Source organism: Vibrio sp. 1874 (assembly GCF_033344395.1).
In the GTDB taxonomy this organism is placed as follows: domain Bacteria; phylum Pseudomonadota; class Gammaproteobacteria; order Enterobacterales; family Vibrionaceae; genus Vibrio; species Vibrio alginolyticus.
In genome coordinates this window covers 1-22,093 of sequence record NZ_JAWPOR010000005.1, presented here as the reverse complement: position 1 = coordinate 22,093, position 22,093 = coordinate 1, and the positions used below count along the sequence as shown (strand labels likewise).

General features: G+C 44.9%; 24 protein-coding genes. 11 read left to right on the top strand and 13 right to left on the bottom strand.

The features are described from left to right. The first annotated feature begins 4 nt into the window (after nt 1-4). Genes rpsD through rplQ form a run of 3 tightly spaced genes read left to right on the top strand, consistent with a single transcriptional unit; the run spans nt 5 to nt 2,049 of the window. Nucleotides 5-625 (top strand): 30S ribosomal protein S4, encoded by a 621-nt coding sequence (rpsD, locus tag R8N46_RS11910; protein ID WP_005383146.1) that lies wholly within the window; start codon nt 5-7, stop codon nt 623-625. A gap of 24 nt (nt 626-649) precedes the next feature. Next, nucleotides 650-1,642, top strand: coding sequence for a DNA-directed RNA polymerase subunit alpha (locus R8N46_RS11905; protein WP_005383143.1), 993 nt, complete (start codon nt 650-652; stop codon nt 1,640-1,642). A gap of 26 nt (nt 1,643-1,668) precedes the next feature. After that, nucleotides 1,669-2,049 carry a 50S ribosomal protein L17 gene (gene rplQ, locus R8N46_RS11900; protein WP_005383141.1) on the top strand — a complete coding sequence of 127 codons (381 nt, stop codon included), beginning with the start codon at nt 1,669-1,671 and terminating at the stop codon, nt 2,047-2,049. A 135-nt stretch (nt 2,050-2,184) separates the two neighbouring features. On the opposite strand, the gene R8N46_RS11895 is transcribed toward rplQ, so the two are convergent. Together R8N46_RS11895 and R8N46_RS11890 are read right to left on the bottom strand one after the other, a co-directional pair. Next, a complete protein-coding gene (locus R8N46_RS11895) occupies nt 2,185-2,664 on the bottom strand; it encodes a DUF2780 domain-containing protein (protein ID WP_017820297.1) in 480 nt (159 codons plus the stop codon). Between the two features lie 153 nt (nt 2,665-2,817). Next, nucleotides 2,818-3,438 (bottom strand): FKBP-type peptidyl-prolyl cis-trans isomerase, encoded by a 621-nt coding sequence (locus tag R8N46_RS11890; protein ID WP_005383137.1) that lies wholly within the window; start codon nt 3,436-3,438, stop codon nt 2,818-2,820. 232 nt (nt 3,439-3,670) lie between these two features. Here R8N46_RS11890 and R8N46_RS11885 point away from each other — a divergent pair, with 232 nt between their 5' ends. Beyond that, nucleotides 3,671-4,267 (top strand): LysM-like peptidoglycan-binding domain-containing protein, encoded by a 597-nt coding sequence (locus tag R8N46_RS11885; protein ID WP_017820296.1) that lies wholly within the window; start codon nt 3,671-3,673, stop codon nt 4,265-4,267. A gap of 91 nt (nt 4,268-4,358) precedes the next feature. On the opposite strand, the gene R8N46_RS11880 is transcribed toward R8N46_RS11885, so the two are convergent. Further along, complete coding sequence (locus R8N46_RS11880) at nt 4,359-4,820, bottom strand: GNAT family N-acetyltransferase (protein WP_213877241.1); 462 nt, start codon at nt 4,818-4,820, stop codon at nt 4,359-4,361. 142 nt (nt 4,821-4,962) lie between these two features. On the opposite strand from R8N46_RS11880, the gene dbpA reads away from it, so the two are divergent. Beyond that, nucleotides 4,963-6,342, top strand: a complete 1,380-nt coding sequence (gene dbpA, locus R8N46_RS11875; protein WP_005379583.1) for an ATP-dependent RNA helicase DbpA — start codon at nt 4,963-4,965, stop codon at nt 6,340-6,342. Between the two features lie 54 nt (nt 6,343-6,396). On the opposite strand, the gene R8N46_RS11870 is transcribed toward dbpA, so the two are convergent. Together R8N46_RS11870 and cpdB are read right to left on the bottom strand one after the other, a co-directional pair. Next, complete coding sequence (locus R8N46_RS11870; RefSeq protein WP_033906009.1) at nt 6,397-6,975, bottom strand: Crp/Fnr family transcriptional regulator; 579 nt, start codon at nt 6,973-6,975, stop codon at nt 6,397-6,399. Between the two features lie 97 nt (nt 6,976-7,072). Beyond that, nucleotides 7,073-9,034 carry a 2',3'-cyclic-nucleotide 2'-phosphodiesterase gene (cpdB, locus tag R8N46_RS11865; protein WP_318098433.1) on the bottom strand — a complete coding sequence of 654 codons (1,962 nt, stop codon included), beginning with the start codon at nt 9,032-9,034 and terminating at the stop codon, nt 7,073-7,075. A 275-nt stretch (nt 9,035-9,309) separates the two neighbouring features. On the opposite strand from cpdB, the gene cobA reads away from it, so the two are divergent. The 5 genes from cobA to cysC all read left to right on the top strand — a co-directional run bounded on the left by cobA (nt 9,310) and on the right by cysC (nt 15,219). After that, nucleotides 9,310-10,185 (top strand): uroporphyrinogen-III C-methyltransferase, encoded by an 876-nt coding sequence (cobA, locus tag R8N46_RS11860; protein ID WP_017820291.1) that lies wholly within the window; start codon nt 9,310-9,312, stop codon nt 10,183-10,185. 59 nt (nt 10,186-10,244) lie between these two features. Then, nucleotides 10,245-11,153 (top strand): sulfate adenylyltransferase subunit CysD, encoded by a 909-nt coding sequence (cysD, locus tag R8N46_RS11855; RefSeq protein WP_005379592.1) that lies wholly within the window; start codon nt 10,245-10,247, stop codon nt 11,151-11,153. 18 nt (nt 11,154-11,171) lie between these two features. Further along, complete coding sequence (cysN, locus tag R8N46_RS11850) at nt 11,172-12,602, top strand: sulfate adenylyltransferase subunit CysN (protein ID WP_017633444.1); 1,431 nt, start codon at nt 11,172-11,174, stop codon at nt 12,600-12,602. 250 nt (nt 12,603-12,852) lie between these two features. Next, complete coding sequence (locus tag R8N46_RS11845) at nt 12,853-14,577, top strand: SLC13 family permease (protein ID WP_213911469.1); 1,725 nt, start codon at nt 12,853-12,855, stop codon at nt 14,575-14,577. A 24-nt stretch (nt 14,578-14,601) separates the two neighbouring features. After that, nucleotides 14,602-15,219: an adenylyl-sulfate kinase gene (cysC, locus tag R8N46_RS11840; protein ID WP_318098434.1), complete on the top strand. Its 618-nt coding sequence runs from the start codon at nt 14,602-14,604 to the stop codon at nt 15,217-15,219. Between the two features lie 89 nt (nt 15,220-15,308). Here cysC and R8N46_RS11835 read toward each other — a convergent pair whose 3' ends face one another. The 7 genes from R8N46_RS11835 to R8N46_RS11805 form a co-directional block, all read right to left on the bottom strand. Beyond that, nucleotides 15,309-16,214, bottom strand: coding sequence for a TIGR03899 family protein (locus R8N46_RS11835; RefSeq protein ID WP_104975809.1), 906 nt, complete (start codon nt 16,212-16,214; stop codon nt 15,309-15,311). 322 nt (nt 16,215-16,536) lie between these two features. Next, complete coding sequence (locus R8N46_RS11830; protein ID WP_115385702.1) at nt 16,537-17,031, bottom strand: DUF3299 domain-containing protein; 495 nt, start codon at nt 17,029-17,031, stop codon at nt 16,537-16,539. 4 nt (nt 17,032-17,035) lie between these two features. Beyond that, the gene (locus tag R8N46_RS11825) at nt 17,036-18,295 is read right to left on the bottom strand and encodes an ABC transporter permease (RefSeq protein WP_053306844.1); all 1,260 of its coding nucleotides are present in this window, start codon (nt 18,293-18,295) and stop codon (nt 17,036-17,038) included. Continuing rightward, on the bottom strand, nt 18,292-19,020 hold the full coding sequence (locus tag R8N46_RS11820) for an ABC transporter ATP-binding protein (RefSeq protein ID WP_042522447.1): 729 nt from the start codon (nt 19,018-19,020) through the stop codon (nt 18,292-18,294). The genes R8N46_RS11825 and R8N46_RS11820 overlap by 4 nt, the downstream gene beginning before the upstream one ends. A 52-nt stretch (nt 19,021-19,072) precedes the next feature. Then, complete coding sequence (gene zrgA / locus R8N46_RS11815) at nt 19,073-19,717, bottom strand: zinc uptake protein ZrgA (RefSeq protein WP_169644232.1); 645 nt, start codon at nt 19,715-19,717, stop codon at nt 19,073-19,075. Between the two features lie 134 nt (nt 19,718-19,851). Further along, a complete protein-coding gene (locus R8N46_RS11810; protein WP_005379608.1) occupies nt 19,852-20,151 on the bottom strand; it encodes a DUF2607 family protein in 300 nt (99 codons plus the stop codon). A 227-nt stretch (nt 20,152-20,378) separates the two neighbouring features. Further along, nucleotides 20,379-20,930 carry a YtfJ family protein gene (locus R8N46_RS11805; RefSeq protein WP_005383122.1) on the bottom strand — a complete coding sequence of 184 codons (552 nt, stop codon included), beginning with the start codon at nt 20,928-20,930 and terminating at the stop codon, nt 20,379-20,381. Between the two features lie 215 nt (nt 20,931-21,145). On the opposite strand from R8N46_RS11805, the gene R8N46_RS11800 reads away from it, so the two are divergent. Continuing rightward, nucleotides 21,146-21,346: a DUF1107 domain-containing protein gene (locus R8N46_RS11800; RefSeq protein ID WP_005379612.1), complete on the top strand. Its 201-nt coding sequence runs from the start codon at nt 21,146-21,148 to the stop codon at nt 21,344-21,346. Nucleotides 21,347-21,416: 70 nt separating this feature from the next. On the opposite strand, the gene msrA is transcribed toward R8N46_RS11800, so the two are convergent. Then, the gene (gene msrA / locus R8N46_RS11795) at nt 21,417-22,055 is read right to left on the bottom strand and encodes a peptide-methionine (S)-S-oxide reductase MsrA (RefSeq protein WP_017633451.1); all 639 of its coding nucleotides are present in this window, start codon (nt 22,053-22,055) and stop codon (nt 21,417-21,419) included. Nucleotides 22,056-22,093: the final 38 nt, after the last annotated feature.

The window sequence follows — 22,093 nt, the reverse complement described above, 5'->3', positions numbered from 1 at the left end:
AATCATGGCAAGATATTTGGGTCCTAAGCTGAAGCTTAGCCGTCGTGAAGGCACTGACTTATTCCTTAAGTCTGGTGTTCGCGCGATCGATACCAAGTGTAAAATTGATAACGCACCAGGTGTACACGGCGCTCGTCGCGGTCGTCTATCTGAGTATGGCGTTCAGCTTCGTGAGAAGCAAAAAGTACGTCGTATGTACGGCGTTTTAGAAAAACAATTCCGTAACTACTACAAAGAAGCTGCTCGCCTAAAAGGCAACACTGGTGAAAACCTACTTCAGCTTCTTGAAGGTCGTCTTGATAACGTAGTTTACCGCATGGGCTTTGGCGCAACTCGCGCAGAAGCACGTCAGCTAGTTAGCCACAAAGCTATCCTAGTAAACGGTAAAGTTGTAAACGTTCCTTCTTTCAAAGTAGCGGCTAATGACGTTGTTTCTATTCGCGAGAAAGCTAAACAGCAAGCTCGTATCAAAGCAGCTCTAGAAGTTGCTGAACAACGTGAAAAACCAACTTGGATTGAAGTAGATGGTGGCAAGATGGAAGGTACATTCAAGCGTATGCCTGAGCGTTCTGATCTATCAGCTGACATCAACGAACAATTGATCGTCGAGCTTTACTCTAAGTAAGGTTTAAACTAAAGAGAGGACACAATGCAGGGTTCTGTAACAGAATTTCTTAAGCCACGTCTAGTTGACATCGAACAAATCAGCTCGACTCACGCAAAAGTAACTCTTGAGCCATTAGAGCGTGGCTTTGGTCATACTCTGGGTAATGCACTTCGCCGCATCCTTCTATCTTCTATGCCAGGTTGTGCTGTAACAGAAGTAGAAATCGAAGGCGTACTTCATGAGTACAGCACGAAAGAAGGCGTTCAAGAAGATATTCTTGAAATTCTTCTAAACCTTAAAGGTTTGGCTGTGCGCGTTGCCGAAGGCAAAGATGAAGTGTTCATTACTTTGAACAAATCAGGCTCGGGCCCTGTGGTTGCAGGTGACATCACCCATGATGGTGATGTAGAGATCGCTAACCCTGAACACGTAATTTGTCACCTAACGGATGACAACGCTGAGATCGCAATGCGTATCAAAGTTGAACGTGGTCGTGGTTATGTTCCAGCTTCTGCGCGTATCCATAACGAAGAAGACGAGCGTCCTATCGGTCGCCTACTAGTAGATGCTACTTACAGCCCAGTAGACAAAATTGCCTACGCTGTAGAAGCAGCTCGTGTAGAACAGCGTACTGATTTAGACAAGCTTGTTATCGATATGGAAACAAACGGTACTCTAGAACCTGAGGAAGCAATCCGTCGTGCAGCTACAATCCTAGCTGAACAATTGGATGCATTCGTAGATCTTCGTGATGTACGAGTTCCTGAGGAGAAGGAAGAGAAGCCAGAATTCGATCCGATCCTACTGCGTCCTGTAGACGATCTTGAACTAACAGTTCGCTCTGCTAACTGTCTGAAAGCAGAAGCGATTCACTACATCGGTGATCTAGTACAACGTACTGAGGTTGAGCTACTTAAAACGCCTAACCTTGGTAAAAAATCTCTTACTGAGATTAAAGACGTACTTGCGTCACGTGGTCTGTCTCTGGGCATGCGCCTAGAAAACTGGCCACCTGCATCAATCGCTGAAGATTAATCGATACTAGTTAGAAGGATTAGGTCATGCGCCATCGTAAGAGTGGTCGTCAACTCAACCGCAACAGCTCACATCGCAAAGCGATGTTCAGCAACATGGCTAGCTCTCTAGTACGTCATGAAGTTATCAAGACTACTTTGCCAAAAGCAAAAGAGCTACGTCGCGTAGTTGAGCCTTTGATTACACTAGCTAAGACTGACAGTGTTGCTAACCGTCGTCTAGCATTTGCACGTACTCGTGACAACGAAGTAGTTGCAAAACTATTTAACGAACTAGGTCCACGTTTTGCTGCTCGTCAGGGCGGTTACACTCGTATCCTAAAAGCTGGCTTCCGTGCTGGTGATAAAGCTCCAATGGCTTACATTGAGCTTGTAGATCGCCCAGCTGCTGAAGAAGCTGCTGAGTAATCAGTTCGTAAGAACGAGAAAGCCGAGCATTAGCTCGGCTTTTTTGTATCTGTAATTCAGTAAACCTTTATATCCAGCCTGCATTTATTTCAACCCATGCAGACTGGCAATTTAAAAAGTGATTATCACTTACGCTTATTTACTAGTATTCCACAACCCGCCCAACGAACTTAGAAGCCCTTCGCTAGCGCCTTGCTTGTTCAAGTAATCCAAGATTACTGGAGCAAACTGACTGATCATAGATGGGTCTAAACCTAACGTATCGAATGCACTTTTTACTGCACTGATATTCTCAATATTTCCTAGTAAGCTTTGTGCTCCTTGCAAGTTTGAAAGTCCAGGAATCAAAGACTGTAATTCACTACTATTTTCTTGCGAAAGCTGGCTTTGAGCCAAAGCGAGTAGCGCACCACTGCCTCCGGCTGCTTGCTCAGTGGATACTGGTAATTGGCTAGTTAGCATGTCTGTTAATGGAGATGACTCGGTGTTCAAGCTGCTGCCGACCATGTCCATCAGGCCACTTTCTTTACTTTTTTGAGTAACTGAATCTAAGAATGCGTGCGCACTACCAATGTTGATTGATAGGAGTGCTAGAGTTAGGAGTGTTTTACGCATAGTACCTCCAAAGGTTGAGCGTTTTTTAAAAGTGATTTTATTTTTAAAGGCTATCAGAGTGAAAGGTTCAGAGGTGAGAAAGTCTATTCAGTTTAGACAAAAAAACGGCGCTAGTGCGCCGTTTTATTTAATCATAATTGAAAATGGTTTCAATTAGATAATATCTAATAGTTCTACTTCGAAAACTAAAGCTGCAAATGGAGGGATAGCCGCACCAGCGCCACGCTCACCGTACGCAAGATCTTGTGGTACGTATAGCTTCCACTTAGAGCCAACAGGCATTAGTTGTAGTGCCTCTACCCAACCTTTGATTACGCCTGTAACAGGGAATTCAGCAGGTTGACCGCGAGATACAGAGCTATCGAATACAGTACCGTCAGTTAGCTCACCGTGGTAGTGAACGCGAACTGAGCTTTCTGCTGTAGGAACTGCACCAGTACCTTCAGAAATGATTTCGTACTGAAGACCAGAGTCTAGAACGTTAACTTCAGGTCGTAGAGCGTTGTCTTTTAGGAACGCTTCGCCTTCTGCTGCCGCAATTTTTGCTGCTTCTTGGCGAGCTGTTTCTGCACGAGTGTGAAGTTCTTGTAGTGCTTTGTTGATTTCATCAATTTCGATTGATGGCATGTCACCAGTTAGTGCTGTTGCAATACCCGCTGCGATAGCATCAACGCTAAGACCTTCAAGACCAGAGCCTGCAAGTTGCTGACCCATTTGCAGACCAATGCCGTAGCTTGCTTTTTGTTCTGCAGTTTCAAATTTAATTTCAGACATGAATGTCGCTCTTATTAGGAGTGATAAAGGTAACAGGATATCAGTTTCGAGCTTAGGTTTAAATGATTGCGACTGAATGCTTAATTGAGGCGGCCAGGTTGTGACTTATCTCTTACTCCAAGTGAAATTTCTGCTAATTTAATCCCAATTCCATTTTAGTTTGGTGAAAAACATATACTCTCCGCGTCGGTATTTTTATACTGGCCGTAGAAGTATTAAGGGACTCATTACAATGAATCGTCGCAGAAAGAAAAAGCAGCAAGTCGACTATGTCGAATTGGTTAAACAAAAATTCGCTGCTATCGACTGGAAGCAGCCGTTCAACAAAGAGCAATGGTTGGAGCGTATACAGCCTGTTAAGCAGTTTTGGTTGCGTCTGCCTAAATTTCACCAGCGTGCTTTGATGGTCTTAGTGCCATTGATTCTGGTACTCCTTGTTATTCCTTTGCCGAATAAAACAGACCAGCCAGTTGAGCAGACTGAGGTCGATCATCAACGCGTAGCGATTGAGCTGAACGCGCAGAGTTTAAGCCAGCAGAGAACCTCTCAGAACTCTGGACCGAAATCTGAAGACTGGAAAGAGTACACGGTTAAAAATGGTGATACATTAGCGCAGGTTTTCAGAAGTAATCAGCTCTCTATGGCGGATCTTAGCGCTCTGGTCAAAATAGAAGGCAGTGATAAGCCGCTAAGCCAAATAAAGCAGGGACAATTGATTCGCTTTAAGCTTAGTGACGAAGGTGAGTTAGATATGCTACAGCTGGAAAAAAGCGGGCGGTCCGTTATGTTTTTCCGTTTATCGGATGGGACCTTTGGACGTAACAAGTAAACGCTTCAAATGAAAAGACGCGAAGATATCGCGTCTTTTTAGTTAGTTTTTCATAGCGATTAGTTTTCATAGTAACCAATCGAGTTGAAGCTTATAGCGCTACGGATTCTTTCCGCATATCCACATGAGGGATACCATCTTCAAGATAGCACTCTGAGATAACCTTGAATCCATGACTAGCATAAAACTGGATGAGATGCTCTTGAGCTCCTATATCAATCGTCTGTCCTGGCCACAATATTTCACACTGTGTTAATGCCTCTTCCAGCAACTTATGTCCCAGACCATCACCACGCGCAGTTTGTTTGGTGACCACTCGACCAATACTCACATTGTCATACGTAGTGCCTGCGGGCAGTAATCTTGCGCAAGCAACCAGTTCATCACCGTGATAGCCTATTAGATGATAAACGCCTTCCAGCGTGTCCTTACCATCCAGTTCAGGGTAAGGGCAGGTTTGTTCAACAACGAATACATCCACACGCAATTTCATCATTTCATACAGCTGTGTGGTTGTTAGCTGAGCAAAGGGCAAAGTAATCCAAGTGAGCATGTTGTTATCCGTAATGAGAATAGAGTGACTGACTTTACTTTGTTTTGAGCTCATACTCATTAACAAAGGTTAATTAGCACTGGTTTTCCCACCAAATCTGGTGATAATGTGCCCTCTTTCCATCTCACCTGAGGATATCCCCGTGAGCAAACAAACATTCGATCAAGTTGGGCTGAACCCAGCGTTACTCGCCACACTTGATTCCCTGAACTATACCCACATGACGCCAATTCAAGCTTTGAGCTTGCCTGCAATCCTAAAACATCGTGATGTCATCGGGCAGGGTAAAACGGGCTCAGGTAAAACCGCTGCATTTGGTTTAGGGGTTTTATCGAACCTCAACGTCAAACGCTTTCGTGTCCAGTCATTAGTATTGTGTCCAACGCGTGAGCTTGCAGACCAAGTAGCGAAGGAAATTCGTACTTTAGGTCGCGGCATTCATAATATTAAAGTGCTTACTCTCTGCGGTGGGATGCCAATGGGGCCACAAATTGGTTCGTTAGAGCATGGTGCGCATATCCTAGTTGGTACACCTGGTCGTATTTTGGATCACCTTGAAAAAGGCCGAATTGATCTTAGCGAACTGAATACCTTGGTGCTAGATGAAGCTGATCGCATGTTGGACATGGGTTTCCAAGACGCATTAGATGCAATCATCGATGCAGCGCCAAAGCAGCGTCAAACTCTACTTTTCAGTGCTACTTTTCCAGAAAAAATTGAGCAAATTGCGCAGCGTATAATGCAGACACCGGAAGTGATTAAGGTGGAATCGACGCATGATACCTCAAGCATTGCGCAGTACTTCTATAAAGTTGAAGGCTCGGAAGCACGTGATGAAGCGTTGGCGAATTTGCTGCTGACTCACCAACCAGAGTCCGCGGTGGTTTTTTGTAATACCAAAAAAGAAGTTCAAAGTGTCGCAGATGAGTTGCATCACAAAGGATTCAGCGTTATCGATATCCATGGGGACTTAGAGCAGCGTGAACGCGACCAAGCATTGGTGCAGTTTGCTAACAAGAGTGTGTCTATCCTTGTTGCAACAGACGTTGCAGCGCGTGGTTTGGACGTTGATAATCTTGACGCAGTCTTTAACTTTGAGCTATCGCGCGATCCTGAGGTTCATGTGCACCGTATTGGTCGTACAGGTCGTGCGGGTAGTAAAGGTTTAGCGTTTAGCTTTTTTGGTGAGAAAGACGGTTTACGTGTAGCTCGTATTGAAGAATACCTAGAGATGGACGTGGTACCAGCAACATTGCCTGCCAAATCAAATCAGCAGCCATACCAAGCGAAAATGGTGACGATTAACATTGATGGCGGTAAGAAACAGAAAGTCCGACCGGGTGATATTTTAGGTTGTTTGACAGGAAAAAATGGTATTCCAGGCTCTCAAGTCGGAAAGATTCACCTATTCCCTGTGCGCGCTTATGTTGCCGTCGAAAAGTCTGTGGCTAAAAAGGCTCTACAGACCATTAGTAACGGCAAGATGAAAGGGCGCCAGTTCCGGGCGCGAATTCTTAAATAGCTCAAATAGCAGAGACAAAGCTCTTCGTTTGAAGAGCTTTTTTCTTTTTTGAGTTTATTTGAGAGTGTGATCTTTGGTTAAGCGTGCTTTGATTCGACTCAAACTGATTGGCGTAATGCCCAGGTAGGCCGCAATTTGACTATCGGTAATACGTTGCTTTAAATCTGGGTAATGAGCGCAAAATAATTGATATCGTTCCTCTGGAGAGTAGAGCAACATAAAGCGTTCTTTATTCTCTTTATTAACCAGTTGGTTTTCGAGTAGCTTTAAGTAAATGGCGTGCTTTTCTGCTCGCCAGTGATGCAACGTTTCAATTGGCAAGCAAAATAGCTGACAAGCGCTCAGCGTTTCCAATAAGTAAGGCGAAGGTTGGTCCTTTATTATGCTCTCAAAGCCGATAACCCAGTCCTTCTCCCAATAAAATTCTTTACTGAATTCTTTGCCGTGCTCAGTGAGATAGCTTGCGTGGCATAACCCCTCAATGATGAAGTAAAGGTGTGAGCTCAACTCCCCTTGGTGATTAAGAATGTGGCGTGTAGGCAGTTCGAGCAACTCACCATTTTCAATAAGTTGGTTTGCTTCTGTCTCTAAAAAGCCATGATTGACTAAGTCTGAAAAAAGATCGCTGTGCATGTGATAACTCAGAAACGGTTTTCTTTATTTTAACGGGTTTTATTGATAACAAAAAAGCGGCTCATGAGAGCCGCTTAGTGTTGTTGTCAAATCAACCTTATTTATTCAGACCGATTTGATAAATTGCGAAACCAATGTCGTCTGTTGACACGCGTTTCATTGGGTATTGTCCTTTCTCTTTGATGAACTGCGCCGCTTTATCGCTAGGGGAGGTTTCGAAACGAATATCTAGCTTGTTATTGGACTTAATCGGTGCGAAAGACCAGTTGTTGTCAGCGCTTGGTGTCACTTCTCCTTTTTCTTCACTCACGCGAGAAATATAAGTGGCGACGACAGAGCGGTTTTCATCTGGTGCGTCAAATGCAATGAAATCTGGGCCTGTACCAGGGAAAGTATTGCTATAAGCACGGTAGTTATTGGTTGCGATGATGAAATCTTGCTTCGGATTGACAGGCTTACCATTGAACGTCAGATTCACAATGCGCTGAGAAGCTGGATTAATCACTTTACAATCCGCATCGTACTTCGGTGGTTGGGTAACGTCGATTTGGTAGTTAACCCCATCAATAACATCGAAGTTGTACGTACGGAAATTATCCCAATCAATCAAAGATTGCGGTTCAGGATTGTTGATGTCGATGTGGTTGAATTGACCCGCACTGCACTCTAGCCATTCGCGAACTTCTTTACCTTTCACTTTCATCGCAACCAAGGTGTTTGGATATAAGTAAAGATCGGCCGCATTACGGAAGGTGAGCTGACCGGATTCTACTTCTGTAAAGTTATTCGGATCGTTCTTACGACCGCCGACTTTAAATGGTGCTGCCGCACTCAGTACTGGAATGTCAGAAAGGTCTGGGTCGCCTTGAATAAAGCGTTCTACGTAGTCTTTCTGAGCAAGGTTAACGATTTGAATGGTGGGGTCGTCCTGCACTAATGCCAAGAAGCTGTACATGACATCATTTGCTTTGCCGATTGGTTGATTTACAAATTCACGAGTGCCTTTGTGATCTTCTTCTAACGCTTTCACAATATCTTCATCGGCTTTAGCTAATGACTTCTTATTTACTTTATCGAAGATAGGGCGTGCTTCTGCTTGGCCTTCGACGACTTGCCATCTGCCGTCTTTCTCTTTTAGCATCAAATCCATCACACCTACGTGACTTCCCCAGCGGCCCGGCATCACGGACGTTACACCATTGATGGTCCCTTTATCTATATCAACACCAGGTAGGTTTGCGAAGTCTTTCCCTGGGAAGACGGCGTGAGAGTGGCCAAAAGCAATCGCATCAATACCTTCAACTTCTGTGAGGTAGTAAACAGAGTTTTCAGCGCCTAGTTTGTATGGATCAGTAGAAATGCCCGAGTGTGGAATCGCCACAATCACGTCTGCGCCTTCTTTCTTCATTTGAGGAATCAGTTTCTCTGCTGTTTCCTTAATGTCTTTAGCAAAGACTTTGCCTTCTAAGTTCTTCTTATCCCAGACCATAATTTGTGGTGGTACAAAGCCGATGTAACCCACTTTTATTTGATGCGCTTCGCCGTTTGTGTCTTTAAAGGTGTGAGTTTTGATGAGATAAGGCTTGAAGTAATGCTCACCGGTTTGTTCAACAAATACGTTTGCGTTGATGTAAGGGAAGTTAGCGCCCGCCAACGTCTTTTGTAGAAAGTCTAGGCCATAGTTGAACTCATGATTGCCAATGTTGCCCACATCGTAGTCTAGTTGGTTCATCGCCTTGTAGACTGGGTGCACATCGCCAGCGTTAATCCCTTTCGCCGCCATGTAATCGCCCATTGGGCTGCCCTGAATTAAATCACCGTTATCTACTAGTACCGTGTTTTCTGTCTCGGACTTAGCCTGTCTCACTATTGTCGCAGCGCGACTTAAACCGATTTGCTGTGATGGTTGGTCTTTGTAGTAATCGTAATCCATCACGTTGGTGTGAATGTCGGTGGTTTCGATAATACGAAGCTTGATGGTATCGGCCATTGCTGGGCCAGCAAGCGTTAGCATGCCACTTAATACTGCGAGGGAAATAGGATGAACTGCCACTTTCATTTGGTGCTCCAATTCAATGATAAGGGGAAATCGTACTGCGTAATGTATCAAACACAGGTGCAACTCGATGATAAAGATACAGAAAACTGTGAACATTAATCAGTTTACTGAACCTTATTCATATTAACCGCCGACTTTTTCACGCTTTTGAATGAGACCAAACAAAAACTTCTTAGCAGATTTTTGAATAAAAAATGAAATTTTAGAATTTCAGGTAATATAAACGCCCCGCCATAATGCTTGCATAACGATATCAATGGACGATGAGCAAGCACATGGCAACGAACGATTCAGTCACTTCTTTTCCTAAACCAAAGCCCCGGTTAGTTTCTGACAACCCAGTCGCTGGTGTTACTCGTTTTGCAAAGCAATCGCTACAGCCTGGTGAAGTTGCCTTAGTAGGTGCAGGACCAGGCGATCCTGAACTTCTGACGGTGAAAGCACTGAACTGCTTGCAGCAAGCTGACGTGGTTTTGTACGACTACTTGGTGTCTGAAGAAATCATGGCATTGATTCCAAGCGATACGATTTTAGTGTGCGTTGGGAAGCGAGCTGGGCATCACAGTGTGCCGCAGGAGAAGACGAATCAGCTTTTGGTGGATTTTGCCAAGCAGGGCTACAAAGTAGTGCGCATTAAAGGTGGTGATCCGTTTGTATTCGGTCGTGGTGGTGAAGAGTTAGAAGTGCTTGCAGATGCTGGCATTCGTTTTCAAGTTGTCCCTGGCATTACCGCAGCAGCTGGCGCAACCGCTTATGCTGGTATTCCACTGACTCATCGTGATTATGCGCAATCGGCCATCTTTGTGACTGGCCACTTGAAAGAAGAAAGTGATGAGATGGATTGGTCCACGTTGGCGCGTGGGAATCAGACTTTAGTGATCTACATGGGGCTGATGAAATCACACTATATTCAGAATCAACTCATTAAGCATGGCCGTTCAGCGTCGACTCCGATTGCCATTATTGAGCGTGGCACGCAGATTCAACAAAAAGTATTTACGGGAGAACTCTCCCAACTCTCTGATTTATCGAAGGAAGCACAATCGCCATCTTTGATTGTTGTCGGAGAGGTAGTGCGACTGTCTCAAAAGTTAGACTGGTTTTTGTCTAGTACTGAATTCAACAAAAGTGCTATTGCCAACTCCATATAATTTCAGACCAAAGATTAGAGACGTAATGCGCCTTCAAGCTTAAAAAGGAAATACAAAACATGGACCAACAACGTTTAACTCACCTTAAACAACTCGAAGCGGAGAGTATCCACATCATCCGTGAAGTTGCGGCTGAGTTTGATAACCCAGTCATGATGTATTCGATTGGTAAAGACTCATCAGTGATGCTGCACCTAGCGCGTAAAGCTTTTTACCCAGGTAAGATTCCATTTCCATTGCTGCATGTCGACACCGATTGGAAGTTCCGCGAGATGATTGAATTTCGTGATCGCACCGCGGCCAAATACGGTTTTGAGCTTTTGGTACATAAGAATCCAGAAGGTCTAGCCATGGGCTGTAGTCCGTTTGTTCATGGTTCTTCTAAGCACACTGACATCATGAAGACTCAAGGCTTAAAACAAGCGCTTAACAAGTACGGTTTTGATGCGGCCTTTGGTGGCGCGCGCCGCGATGAAGAGAAATCACGGGCGAAAGAGCGCGTGTATTCATTCCGCGATAAGAACCATACATGGGACCCTAAAAACCAACGTCCTGAGCTATGGAAGACGTACAACGGTCAGGTTAATAAGGGTGAGAGCATTCGTGTATTCCCGCTGTCTAACTGGACTGAGCTTGATATCTGGCAATACATCTATTTAGAAAACATCGAGATCGTGCCGCTTTACCTCGCGGACAAACGTCCAGTTGTTGAACGCGATGGCATGCTGATCATGGTTGATGATGATCGTATGGAGCTTCAACCGGGTGAAGTGATTGAAGAGAAGAGTGTGCGCTTCCGTACCCTTGGTTGTTATCCATTGACCGGGGCCATCGAGTCTGAAGCAAACACTTTAACTGGCATTATTGAAGAGATGCTGGTGGCAACGTCGAGTGAGCGCCAAGGCCGAGCGATCGACCACGATCAGTCAGGATCGATGGAGCTTAAGAAACGTCAAGGTTACTTCTAAAGGATCTAAGGAAAGATAATGAACAGTGCAGTTGAAGCTCAATTAGCCGAGCTTGGTATCGAAGGCTATTTAACACAACACCAGTACAAGTCGTTACTTAGATTCTTGACTTGTGGCTCGGTGGATGACGGTAAAAGTACATTAATCGGTCGCTTACTCCATGACTCAAAACAAATTTATGAAGATCAGCTAGCGGCAGTGCACTCAGACAGCCAACGTGTGGGCACCACGGGTGAAAAACCTGACCTTGCGTTGTTGGTCGATGGCTTACAAGCTGAGCGTGAGCAGGGGATCACGATTGATGTGGCTTACCGCTATTTCTCGACGCAGAAACGTAAATTCATCATTGCAGATACTCCTGGACACGAGCAGTACACACGTAACATGGCTACAGGCGCATCGACATGTGACTTAGCTGTGATTCTGGTTGATGCACGTAAGGGCATTCTCGATCAAACTCGTCGTCACTCTTTCATTTCCAACCTGTTGGGTTTGAAGCACTTTGTTGTGGCGATCAACAAGATGGACTTAGTGGATTACTCCCAAGAGCGCTTTGAAGAGATCCGCGATGAGTATCTGAAGTTCTCTGAGAATCTGACAGGGGATATTGATATTCAAATCATCCCGATCTCAGCGCTTGAAGGGGACAATGTGGTGGATAAAGGCCAAAACCTGACTTGGTTTAAAGGCCCATCATTGCTTGAGCTTCTTGAAACGGTCGATGTGGATCAAGAAAAAGGCGCGGGTGAATTCCGCTTCCCTGTGCAATACGTTAATCGTCCTAACCTCGATTTCCGTGGTTTTGCGGGGACCATTTCTTCTGGTTCGATCAAAGTCGGTGATGCCATTAAAGCATTGCCATCGGGTAAAACGTCAACTGTGGCACGTATTGTGACCTTTGATGGTGATATCGAAGAAGCTCGTGCCGGATTAGCTGTCACTCTGACGCTAAGCGATGAGATCGATATTAGCCGTGGCGATTTGATTGTTCTAGATAATGCTCAAGTGGAAACCACAAACCATTTGCTTGCCGATGTGGTGTGGATGACAGAGCAACCCCTGCAACCGGGTCGTGACTATGACATCAAAATCGCAGGTAAGAAAACCGTAGGTCATGTTGAAGCGATTCGTCATCAATATGACATTAATAATCTCTCGACTCATAGCTCGGCAGAGCTGCCATTGAATGGTATTGGTTTGTGTGAATGGTCTCTTAATGAGTCAGTCGCGCTGGACAATTATCAAGACTGTGCAGATACCGGTGGCTTTATCATTATCGATCGTCTGACAAACGTGACGGTTGGTGCTGGCATGGTTAAAGAGAGCCTCGCCGTGGTTGAGCGCGATTTGACGGACATCTCTGCGTTTGAAGTTGAGCTTAATGCGCTTGTCCGTAAACACTTCCCACACTGGGAAGCAAAAGACGTCAGCCAGTTTCTGAAAAAGTAACTGGCTCACCCAAGTACGATAATTTCAGGCACTGTTTGCTGTTGTACTTGGGGTGTCGCTACCTAACTGAATTGCGAAATGTCGTTAGGTATTCTCCTAATACCAGAATGCTTCGGTGGAGCCCAAGAAACCGAGCATTCTGATGTTCTTTTCGCTTGCGCTGATTTTTGTCTGTTTGCTCGTTTGTCGGTGATTCATGGATAAATGAGTCGTTGTTGTGCCCTTTAGGGCTATTTGGTAAGGAAAGGCTATGTGGGAACAAGGGTTTGTGTTAGCGATTTTGCTTGGCATTATCACTTGCTTGCTTGTCACGAAAATTAAGCCTAGTTATGTCTTTGCGGGTGCCGCTTTTATTGCATTCATGTCTGGGATGATGGATTCAGCCACTATCGCATCCAATTTTACCAACTCTTCATTGTTAACCCTGGTTCTATTGATTCTTGCATCCTGTGCTCTAGAAAAAACACTGCTGATCAGTTGGGTGAGCCGAAGTATCTCTGAGGGCCAGTTAGGCAGCGTGATTGCTAAGCTCGGTGTATCGACAGCCTTGCTCTCTTCATTTACGAATAATACCGCTGTGGTTGTCTCATTGATTGGGGCGATTAAGCGTAATCAGCAGCATGCACCTTCGAAATTACTTATTCCCTTGTCTTACGCCGCCATTTTTGGTGGCACATTAACTTTGATTGGTACGTCGACTAACTTAATCATCAACAGCTTTGTCGAAGACGCAGGCTTACCGAGCCTGAGCTTTTTTACACCCACGATGATAGGTTTGGCTGTGCTGGTGGGAGGGATGCTGATTCTTATCCCGCTCAGCTACTTGCTACCGAATTATGATGATCAAAACCAAGAAGATTTACCTTACTTTCTTGAGTCTCGCGTTGAGCCAGGCTCACCGTTAGTTGGGCGTACGATCAGCGAGAATAATTTACGTGCGCTGCGCAAACTGTTTCTTGCAGAAGTGGTGCGCGATGGTGTTACTGTTTCTTCTGTGGGGCCGGATTTTGTGCTCAATGCAAAAGACCGCCTGTTATTTTGTGGCGATGTTGAGAGCGTCGCGACCCTGCAAGAAATTCCGGGCCTCAAGTTGTTTGGTCAGCAGCACTTAAATGGGCAAAACTTTATCGAAGTTGTGGTGAGCTCGTCGGCGACGTTTTGCTACAAAACCCTCAAAGAGAGCCGATTCCGCGACCGATTCGATGCCGTTGTTGTGGCGATTCGCCGAGGCCACGAACGCCTAGAAGGTGGCTTGGGTAGCATTACCTTAGCGCCAGGGGACACGTTAGTTCTGGTTCCAGGCAAGCGTTTTGAGTCTGAACGCCGAGCTCATCGTAAAGAGTTTGTTTTAGTGCATGACTTGGACTCTAGCGCTCGGCTTGATACTAATAAGTCTTCCATTGTATTACTGGGCTTTGCAGCCGTAATTGGATGCGCTCTATTAGAGTTAGTACCGATTATTAAAGGTCTAGCAACGTACCTTATCGCGCTTATTGCGTTTGGTATTGTGCAGATTTCAGAACTGCGCCGCCGTTTTCCGATTGATATCGTCGTGATTGTCGGTTCCGCTTTGTCTATTGCTCAACTGATGATCTCTTCTGGATTGTCAGAACGAATGGGAGTGATGTTTATTGAAGCGTTTAATGGCTGGGGAGTATTTGGTGCCTTGGTGGCGACTTATATCATGACATTGGTACTCACTGAATTGGTGACAAACAATGCCGCGGCTGCGCTTTCTTTTCCTATCGGCTATAGCATGGCGGTGGGTTATGGCGTGGATCCGATGCCATTCATCATGGCGGTTTTGTTCGGCGCGAGTGCGAGCTTTATCTCTCCCTACGGTTACCAAACTAACCTGCTGGTGTACAGCGTAGGAAATTACAAATTGACCGACTACGTGAGAATTGGAGTGCCAATTTCGATTGTGTACTCTGTATTAGTACTTACTTTGATCCCGGTCTTTTTCCCGTTTTAATTCCGATATTTACAAGGATACGTTATGACTGCCGAAACGACGGTAAAAGATGAAAACATTGTTTGGCACCAGCATTCGGTTGATAAACAGCTTCGTGCTGAATTAAAGAAGCAAAAACCTGCCGTATTGTGGTTCACTGGTTTATCTGGAGCGGGTAAATCAACCGTAGCAGGGGCGTTGGAAAATCGCCTTGCAGCATTGGGTTACCACACCTATTTATTGGATGGTGACAATGTACGACATGGTTTGTGTAGCGATTTAGGTTTTTCTGAACAGGACCGTCGCGAGAACATTCGTCGCATTGGTGAACTGGCGAAGTTGATGGCAGATGCGGGTTTAATTGTTCTGTCGGCGTTTATTTCACCGCATCGTGCAGAGCGGAAGTTAGTACGCGATTTATTGCCAGAAGGCGAGTTTATTGAAGTGTATGTCAATGCATCTCTAGAGGTTTGCGAAGGTCGAGATCCTAAGGGTTTATACCGTAAAGCCCGTGCGGGAGAGATTCCTAATTTCACTGGTATTGATTCGGAATATCAAGCGCCAGAGAACCCTGAAATCGATTTGCCCGCGGGAGAAAAGAGTGTCGATGGGCTGGTGGATTTGTGCTTAATCGATCTTAAACAACGCGGTGTGATCCGATAAAAAAGCATTTAGATCATAGGTGACCTAAAGCTCTTTGAGCAGCTGGAGAAGTATTTGGATCATAGGTGGTCAAATGCTTCTCAAGCTGGCTAGACGGTATGATGAACCGTACTTTTAGCTTCACTATGGACACTAAATCTATGATTTAACAGTGCAAGCATTTGATCGTAGTATTTGGCATGTGGTTTGTTTCCGAGTAAGGTACAGAGCTCATTACCTGTGGGTGTGAAGCGGTAATATAAAAGGCGGACACCTTTACTGTTTACGTTCAGTGACAAGTTTTTACCTTGGTAGGTGAGGACCAACGGTGTCTCGATACTAATTTCGCCAGATTCAAGTTCGGCACTGTGCAGCAGCCCTAATTCAATTAAGAGCAACAAGCTTGAATACGGCAGTTGAAAACTTCCCATATTTAGGCTGTTAGCGACGTCTCGCTTGCCGAAGCTAAATATGCCTCCTTGGGCTTTGTAACCAATCAGCAGTTTTCTGCTGTGATCCCCTCCAAAACTGCACGCTAAAGAGGCGGCTCTTTGCAGAGTTTGTGCTTCCTTTGGTGACATATCCTTGAGGGTTTTCAACGCTTTCATGGACGTTGAACCCGGATTGGTCACTTCACGCTTCATCACTTGAGCCCATAGCTTTTGCATCGCGCTGTTATGGATGTCTTGAGCCATCTCAAAAAATCGATGCAACCAATCTTGGTCTGGCTCTCCCGCTGTCTCATCTCGGCATGAACTGTGCGCTAATTTTAAAATCTGTTCTAAGTTTTTTTGTCGCTGTTCTTGGCGTCTTTGCTCTCGCAATTGGGCTCTTTCAAACGCAGATTTGGCTGGCGGTTCAGTTTGCAGTAAGGCGTCAAGACCGTGTATTTGGGCTATGGTTTTTACCTTACTAGCACTGTCTTTTATGTAGCCTTGTTTCTTTTCTTGTTGCGTATTTTTTTTTGTGTCTGACTGATGTTCGATGACAACAGGTTGCTTTGTCGGGTCTGCCATTCGTTTTCCTACCAAGAACTGCGCGGTTCGCACGTTTAAATTTACACCTTATCTGACCAAGCGACCAGACAGGAGTTCTCAGTTTTTGAACGAATAGGGCTATTCAAAATGATAATGAGTTGTTAAAATTGTTATCGTTATTTTGGAGGGGCTATGAAGTTCTCAGAAGCAGGTAAACTCAAAAAGCACCTGTCGATAGCGTTTCTTTTGGTTATTTATGTGGGCGTGTTAGCGTATTTATCTCGTTATATCGTGTAGCACAAAGCTAAAAAAGGCGCCAGTGTGACGCCTTAGGTGTAGCGAGGCTTATCGACGACTTAAATTACATATCGTCGTAGGCTTCTATTTTTGATCCCTCAATAACGTAAGCCGTTTCTGCCAGTTCGTGGTTTATCGTCTCGGTTTTCAACGTTCCAACCACATATATGACATCCCACAACTCTTGAACAGGCGCGCCTTTCGGAAACTTCACGTAAATGATCTGGTTTGGAGGCGGTGGTGGCACGTGAATACAAGCTCCAAAATATGGCACCAATAAAAATTCGGTGACGGTATCGGCATCACCTTCAAGTGGGATAACAAACCCCGGAATTTTAACTTGGCTTCCGTTCAGTTCTGGTCGAACGTTACCAATCTTGGACTGCTGGGCTGCGCCACCACTGTGATCAGATGCAGGCATGCCTATACTGTCGAACAATTTACGCTCTTTTTCTGGAACAAGGTCAATCCAGTCAAGCTTTAATGGTTCTTCGCTGGCCATAACAGGCGCTGTGAATGCGACGACCAGCAAGCAACTTGCGAGTATTTTTTTCCACATTTTATTAAATCCTTATTGTCATTCCGTCACTCAGTGACTGTCGGTAGGCGCGGAGTGCGGGAATGAAACCAATCACAATACCAGCGCATTGTACGAAACCTAATAGCATCCACTCATAAGTAGATAAGATGCTTAAGGTGAGATGTATTCCATAGTGCTGTTGGATGATCGGCTGCGCGATAGCAAGAATGGCATACAGCCCAGTAACGCCAGTAATAATACCAGCAGCAGTAAGCAAGCTAGCTTCACTAATTAAGAGTGAGAAAACATGACGAGGCCTTGCTCCCATGGCACGCAAAATCGCCATTTCACGGCGGCGTTCCTGTAGGCTAGTTAATAGACTGCTTAACATACCTAACAACCCTGCAATCACGACAAAACCAGATACTGCCATTAGGGCTTGCTCTGCAACCGACATCATTCCCCATAACTCATGCAACGCAACGCCGGGCATAATGGCGCTAAGCGGCTCTTTGGGGTAGGTGTTAATTTGTCTTTGCAGGGCGAAAGTTTGAATACGAGATTTCAAACCAACGAGCATAGCGGTAATTTGTTTGGGCTGAAAGTCTCTGTTTTTGAGATCTTGTGCCTTGGGTGTCGGGCCCAAACGCGCACCACTTTCCCACCCAACGTGAATGGCTTCGATGGCTTCCAATGATACATGGACAGTTTTGTCGACTGGTGTTCCTGTAGGAGCAAGGATACCGACAACTTTAAATGGCAGATTGTCATGACGGCTAAAGCCAACGTCGCTAATGCCGTGGGCAATGATGATTTCGCTACCGATATCATAACCAAGTTGTTTAGCGACATCAGAACCTAGCACGGTTTCAAATAAACCATTGAATTCTCTACCCTTGCCAAATGTTAGTGGTTGCTTACTTCCAAACTTGTAATGCTCAAAGTAACTGTGATTGGTTCCCATAACTCGGAAGCCTTTATGCGAGTCGCCAAGCGAGATTGGAATAGCCCAATCGACTGAACGATGATTGGCAAACTCTTGGTAGCTTTTCCAATCGATGTTGTTGGTCGCATTACCAATACGAAACACAGAATAGAGCAATAGGTTCACTTGCCCAGAGCGTCCACCAATAATGAGGTCTGTGCCTGAAATTGTATTGGCGAAGCTATCCTTGGCTTGAGTTCGGATACGCTCGACGCCCAAGAGGAGTACCACTGAAATCGCAACGGTCATGATGGTTAGAATTGCCGTCGCTTTGCGGTTCATCAAGCTTTTCCAGGCGAGCTTTACAACAGCACTCATGATATGGCTCCTAGGCTAGATACTTGATTAATGTCGGGTAGATTGAGCGTGCGATCGAATAAGGGTTCGAGTGTTGGGTCGTGGCTAACGAATACCAGTGTGGCATTGGCTTGATTCGCTTGCTCCATAAGGAGCTCAATAAATGCTTTACGATTGTCATAGTCTAAAGCTGAGGTTGGTTCGTCAGCGATCACTAACTCTGGATGTCCTATCAGAGCTCGAGCCGCAGCCACACGTTGTTGTTGACCAATACTCAATTCAGAGACAGGGCGTGTATGAAGCTCGTTTGGCAAGTGCAGTCGTTCTAGTAGGGCCTGAGCCTGTTCATTTAACGTTTGAGATGAGGCACCTAAATGGGCACGGTCACGTCGTATTTTACTGAACTGACATGGCAATAATACGTTTTCAAGTACGTTAAGGTACGGCAATAAATTGAACTGTTGAAAGATGTAGCCAATATGATTGGCGCGAAAGCGGTCTCTCTGACTGGCACTTAAACTAGCAAGGTCAGTATCGAGTACAGATAGAGAGCCTGAAGTTAATGTGTTAATCCCCGTCAACAAAGCGAGCAAGGTCGATTTACCGCAGCCACTTGGACCTTTGATAAACACATGTTCGCCTTGTGTAATGTGTAATTTGGGGATGTGGATGGTCGCGTTGGTTGAACCGGGCCAGAAAAATTGGGCATCCTCTAGCTCGACAACATTTGGTGTGGTTTCAGTCATATTAAATCACCAAAGCTGTGGCGTGTAAGTGGGTACTTACACGCCACTCGTGTTATTTGATTACGATTTGGGTGTTATCTTTGCTTAATTTAATTGCTGATTGCATGGTATCAGTGAATATATTGACGCTGATGGACTCTGTAGTTGGGAATTGGTTAAACCAATCGGTTTGGATTTGGCTAAGCTGATTAACTTGTTCGCAATTGAAGCGATATTGCACCGAAAATTCACCGTGACTGCCATGATCGTGCGCCTCATCATGATCGTCATGGTGGTCATGTTTATCATTATGATCATGATGTTCGTGCCCTTCATGATCGTGATGTGCATGGTCATCATGGTCGTGCTCACTATGATCATGTTCCTCATGAGTTTCGCTTAGGTTGTGGCTCACGTAAGCTTCTTCAATATTACAATCAGCTTGTGAGTTAATAGCGAACAATGCGTTGCTGTCTTCGAGTGTAGCGACGGCTTGTTTAAGCGCTTGCTCTTGTTGTGCGTTTTCTGGAGCATGTTCGAAACCCACAACATCAGCTCCAGGAGCTGTGATCTCTACTAACAGATCTTTGCCATCTTGGGCGATATTAAACTCGACGTGACCATGCACATGAGCACCATGCTGGCGGTATTCGTTTGCATTCGCTGCTGTCGATAAAGTGAGGCCAATAGCAAGGGCTAAAACGTGTTTTGATGACATTGTATTTTTCCTAATTTTACTGGCATTAACCAAAGGCGGTATTGCTCAGATTCGAGTTTCACTAAGTTATTGTTCCCTGACACACTAGGTGCGGAAATGAACTCAATAATTTTGAGTGTGGAATAGTTTGGAAATTAAGCAAAATAAGGAGGGGCACGAGCAGCGCCAAGAACTTCTTCGCCGTACACGAGATGCAAAAAAACATGATGATGCTGGGCGCGCGTAAAAGTCGGTGTAGAGAGGGTAGGTTGTACCTTTGCTATACCGTGCTGAACACCAGAAAATAATTGGCAATGATGATGGGTATGATGGTCGGGCGTCAGATCAACTTGATGAAGTACAACCGCAAAGTTCCAAGCGATCAGCAACGCAACACTGAAAAATAAAGCAGTGCGATACCAATATCTTAGTGTTTTTTGCTGGTGGTGGTACATCTGAGCTCCTCTTACCGACTGTTATAATATAACACCCATAATGAGTAAAAGTTCACTCTTTTGTTGGCTAGCAGAAAAATTTAACTCAACACATACGTGCCGAAAAATATTGGTAATACTCTCTGATGGAAGTGTCGCACTTATAAAGAGCAGAGTTGTCACTGCCCATGCTTCTAATCAAATTCATATAGCTCCTTACAACAAGAGCAAGGAGCCATTCAATGAAGCTAGATGTTCTGTTTAATAAGCTCAATAACTTTTGTTATCTCATCTTGCTCAAGTGCGCCCTCTTTGACAAACAGAACTTTGCCCGTTTTGTCTTGAACAATAATAGCCGAGCTTTCTTCTTTCAGGTCCCAAGTATTAGCAACTACGCCATTTTCATCAAGAACCATGGATGACCAAGGAAACTCTTTTTTGCTGTCTTGAGCTGAAGACTTCACGAAAGAGCCTGTCCCCCAAATTGCATCATCTTGGTTGATGATAGTCGTCGTCTGGTAGCTTTCTTGTGGAAAATTTGCCGCTGTTATTGCTGACATTAAAGGGGCATTCATCTCTTTTGAACTGCTACGGCCTGCAATGGCTTGAATGACACGAACTTTGCCTTGCATATGTTGAGTTGCCCAGGGTTGGTATGCAACGCCTTCGCCTTGTAAAACAATCTCGCCGTAAGCGGCAACATTGACAGGAGGAACGCTTTTTCCCACTGACAAGTTGTGTGCAAAGGTCAAGCTTGGCGTTAAGGCCAGTAATAGAGGTAGGAGAGTCTTAGTTTTCATATTGTTATATTCCGTACGAGGTTTGGAAGCTTCCAGTATATATCCAGATCCTAGAAATTTGTAGGACCGTTGATAACATTTATTTAACGTATGGAGTGGTGTAATCTTGCGTTATATTTAGAATTTGCTAAAATGAGTTCCGTCGCAAATTGCGCATTAAGATTGCAGAGGAAAAATAAGCAATCCGTGTTTTCTCAAAGGAATTGAGGTGAGTTATGCTACGTGAGTTTGCTGTATATCGACCATTACAAGTGGCCCGTTTTGTTAAAACGTTGTTCAAAGGTCAATTTTTTATTGTTGGGGTTGGCTGTTTTCAGTTCGACAATGGCAAAGTGTTACTACCTGACGTCAACGATCATAAAAGACTCACCATCTTTAAAGAAGTCAACCAAGTGATAGCATCATTATCGGCTTAGTTAGCTTGGTACCCACTTAGATTTAGAAAAGAGCGACCATATCGGTCGCTCTTTTTGTTGCTGGTTAGGTTTATCCTTGGAGGCTTGGTGGGAAGCAAACTCCCGTTCCTCCGATGCCGCAGTAACCATCAGGGTTTTTCGCCAAATATTGCTGGTGGTAGGTTTCCGCAAAGTAATACGGACCTGCTGGTTGTATTTCGGTGGTGATGTTCGCGCGCTGCTCTTCTTGCAGTGCTTGCTGATACAAGAGTTTCGATTTCTCTGCGCTCTCGAGCTGCTCCGTCGAATAAGTGTAAATTGCAGAACGATATTGAGTACCTAAGTCGTTACCTTGACGCATTCCCTGAGTTGGGTCGTGTTTTTCCCAAAAAACAGCCAGTAGCTTTTCTAATGAGATGACGCGTTCATCGAAAACGACTCGAACGACTTCTGTATGACCCGTTTTACCCGTACAGACTTCTTCATACGTGGGATTGGGTGTGTAACCCCCAGCGTAACCGACCGAAGTAGATACAACGCCGTCGAGTTGCCAAAATACGCGCTCAGCGCCCCAAAAACAGCCCATTCCGAGCAAGATCTGCTGTTGGTGTGACGTCAGAGGCGCCTTTAGGTTAGATTTATTTACAAAATGATGATCGTCAATCTGCATTGGTTGATCTCTACCTGGCAAGGCATCTTCTATACTGATCAATGTTTGTTTGTTGAGCATGGTATTTGTCCTTCAATACGTGTCTTAAATTTGCGAAC